At 62.4% G+C, this 3849-nt stretch carries 1 protein-coding gene and 1 pseudogene; one reads left to right on the top strand and one right to left on the bottom strand.

The window, feature by feature from the left end:
- A pseudogene (locus QZY06_RS14105) lies at positions 1-461 on the bottom strand (alkane 1-monooxygenase); the annotation flags it as partial.
- A 188-nt stretch (positions 462-649) separates the two neighbouring features.
- On the opposite strand from QZY06_RS14105, the gene metH reads away from it, so the two are divergent.
- Positions 650-3849 (top strand): methionine synthase (gene metH / locus QZY06_RS14100; RefSeq protein WP_295685635.1); only part of this gene is annotated, 3200 nt, incomplete at its 3' end.

Below are 3849 nucleotides of genomic sequence, written 5' to 3'. Positions count from 1 at the left end.
GCCAGCGCGATCTTGGCCAGCCAGCGCTCGACCTTCGACGTCTGATGGCCGAGTTCATGGGCAACGTTGATCGACAGGCCCGAGGCCATGCCCAGCGAGATGAACAGGCCGAGCATCTCGAACCAGCGCAGGTCGCCGGTGATCGCCATCCAGGTACCCCAGATGAAGGTCGCGTACTGCACCGGAATCGCCGCGGCGACCGCCCAGCGGTAGTAGCGATCGGCATTCAGCGGGGTCATCGCGGCATCGGGCGGATTCTCGTTGTCCTCGCCGATCAGATGATCGAGGAATGGGATCACCGCGTAGACGACGATCGGCGTCAGCCACCAGAACAGCGACAGCCCGGTCCACTGCACGAGCCCGTAGCCGTAGATCGGCAGGCCCATGACGAACACGCCGAGCAGCCAGAGATAGCGTTTCTTGTCCTTCCAGTCTGCTGGGGATGCGGTCATCGTCGACATTGTGTTGCTCCTCTCTTTGCCGCGGCCATTAATAAACCGTTCGGTTAATAAATGTTGGGCAAGTTGGCTGCGCTTGTCAACGGCCGGCATCTGGATCGGAATGAGGTCTCCGGCTCGCTGCCGAGGTTCGACGTATCTGCCTATCCGCATGGAAGGATACAATCGTCAGGTTCACATGGATGCCTGCAATGCTCGATGCCCCGTTGTCCTTCGACCCCGCCGCCCTCGCAGCCCAGCTGGATGCGATTGCGGCTAAGCGGATCCTGATCATCGATGGTGCGATGGGCACGATGATCCAGGGCTATCGCCTGAGCGAGGCCGACTATCGCGGCGAGCGCTTCAAGGAGTGGCCGCATGACCTGAAGGGCAACAACGATCTGCTGGTGCTGACCCAGCCGGAGATCGTTCGCGAGATTCACCGCAAATACCTGCAGGCCGGTGCGGACATCCTCGAAACCAATACCTTCAATTCGCAGACGATCTCGCTTGCGGATTACCACATGGAGGAGCTGGCCTACGAGTTGAACTTCGAGGCGGCGCGCATCGCCCGCATCGAAACCGATCTCGCCTCGACGCCGGACAAACCGCGCTATGTCGCCGGAACGCTCGGGCCGACCAACCGCACGGCGTCGATCTCGCCGGACGTCAACGATCCCGGCGCCCGCAACGTCAGCTACGCGAAGCTGGTCACGGCTTACGCGGAGTGCGCACGCGGTCTGATCGATGGCGGCGCGCACATCATCATGATCGAGACCATCTTCGACACCTTGAACGCCAAGGCCGCGGTGTTTGCGGTCGAGCAGGTGTTCGAGGAGCGCGGCTACAAGCTGCCGGTGATCATCAGCGGCACCATCACCGATGCTTCAGGCCGCACCTTGAGCGGACAGGTCACCGAAGCGTTCTGGAATTCCCTGAGCCACGCACAGCCGTTCGCGATTGGCCTCAACTGCGCGCTCGGCGGCAAGGACATGCGCCCGTACATCGCCGAGTTGTCGCGGATCGCCAACTGCTATGTCAGCTGCTATCCGAACGCCGGCTTGCCGAACGCGTTTGGTGAGTACGACGAGACGCCGGATGAAACCGCTGCGATCATTGCCGAGTTCGCCGATAGCGGGCTGGTCAACATCGTCGGTGGCTGCTGCGGCACTTCGCCGGGCCACATCGGCAGCATCGCCAAGTTCGTTGCCGGCAAGCCGCCAAGAGTGCCGAGCCAGCCGGCGATGGCCTGTCGCCTGGCTGGTCTTGAGCCGCTGACCATCGACGACAGCCTGGGCTTCGTCAACATCGGCGAGCGCACCAACATCACCGGTTCGGCCAAGTTCCGCGATCTGATCAAGGCCGGCGATTACACCGCTGCCGTGGCCGTGGCGCGTCAGCAGGTGGAAGCCGGCGCGCAGGTCATCGACGTCAACATGGACGAGGGCATGATCGACGGCAAGGCCGCGATGGTGCGCTTCCTGAATCTGATCGCTTCCGAGCCGGACATCTCGCGGGTGCCGGTGATGATCGATTCCTCGAAATGGGAAGTGATCGAGGCTGGCCTGCAGTGCGTGCAGGGCAAGCCGATCGTCAACTCCATTTCGATGAAGGAGGGCACGGAAAAATTCATCGAGCAGGCCAAGCTGTGCCGTCGCTACGGTGCGGCGGTCGTGGTCATGGCTTTCGATGAACAAGGCCAGGCCGATACGCTGGAGCGACGCAAGACGATCTGCGAGAAGGCGTATCGCATCCTCGTCGATGAAGTCGGCTTCCCGCCGGAAGACATCATTTTCGATCCGAATGTTTTTGCCGTGGCCACCGGCATCGAAGCGCACAACAACTACGGCGTCGACTTCATCGAAGCCGCGCGCTGGATTCGCGCCAATCTGCCAGGTGCACATATCTCCGGCGGCGTCTCCAACGTGTCGTTCTCGTTCCGCGGCAACAACCCGGTGCGCGAAGCGATCCACGCTGTGTTCCTGTATCACGCGATCAAGGCGGGTATGGACATGGGCATCGTCAACGCCGGTTCGCTGGTGATCTATTCGGAGATTGATCCCGAACTGCGCGAGCGCATCGAGGACGTGATCCTCAACCGCAAGCCCGGCACCGATGGCACCGAAGCGCTGGTCGAGATCGCGCCGCGCTTCAAGGGTGATGGCAGCAAGGTCGAAGTCGCCGATGAAGCCTGGCGTTCGCTGCCGGCCGGCGAGCGCATCACGCATGCCGTGGTGAAGGGCATCGATGCCTTCGTCGAAGCCGATACCGAAGAGCTGCGCAAGGAGATTTCTGAGCGCGGCGGCCGACCGATAGAGGTCATCGAAGGTCCGCTGATGTCCGGCATGAACGTGGTCGGCGATCTGTTCGGCGCCGGCAAGATGTTCCTGCCGCAGGTGGTGAAATCAGCGCGCGTGATGAAGAAGGCCGTGGCCTGGCTGATCCCGTACATCGAGGCCGAAAAGAAGCCCGGCGACGTGGCGCAGGCCAAGGGCAAGATCCTGATGGCGACGGTGAAGGGCGATGTCCACGACATCGGCAAGAACATCGTCGGCGTCGTACTCCAGTGCAACAACTACGAGGTCATCGATCTCGGCGTGATGGTGCCGGCGCAGAAGATTCTCGATGCCGCACGCGAGCACAAGGTCGACATCATCGGTCTCAGCGGCCTGATCACGCCGAGCCTCGACGAGATGGTTCACCTCGGCAAGGAGATGCAGCGCCAGGGCTTCACCTTGCCCTTGCTGATTGGCGGCGCAACCACCTCGCGCGCTCACACTGCGGTGAAGATCCAGCCTGCGTACAAGGGGCCGATCGTCTGGGTGAAGGATGCTTCGCGCTCGGTACCGGTGGCATCCGCCTTGCTCGATGAGACGCAGCGCGCGGCGCTGATGCTGGAAACCAACAAGGAATATGCGGCAATCCGCGAGCGCCATGCAAACAAGGATCGCGATCAGAAGTATCTGTCGCTCGCCAATGCGCGGGCCAACGCCAGCCCGCTGGATTGGACGAGCTTCCGGCCGATCAAGCCGCGTCTGCTCGCCCAGCAGGAACATCACATCAGCGCCCGCGAAGCCGGCGCGGCGACGACCGCGCAGCACATCAAGCTGCTGCGCGATTACCCGATCGCCGAGCTGCGCGAGTACATCGACTGGCAGCCGTTCTTCATTTCCTGGGAGCTGAAGGGCCGCTATCCGGACATCCTCAACAACCCGGCGAGCGGCGAAACGGCGCGCAAGCTTTTTGCCGACGCCAACCTGATGCTCGACACCATCATTGCCGAGAAATGGCTGACCGCGAACGGCGTCATCGGCCTGTTCCCGGCGGCGAGCCTCGGCGACGACATCGAGGTCTACGCCGACGAATCCCGCAGCGCGGTGATCCACACGCTGCGCAATCTGCGCCAGCAGAG

Origin of the sequence: uncultured Nevskia sp. (assembly GCF_903885465.1) — a bacterium.
In the GTDB taxonomy this organism is placed as follows: domain Bacteria; phylum Pseudomonadota; class Gammaproteobacteria; order Nevskiales; family Nevskiaceae; genus Nevskia.
This window is presented reverse-complemented; position numbering and strand designations above follow the sequence as displayed.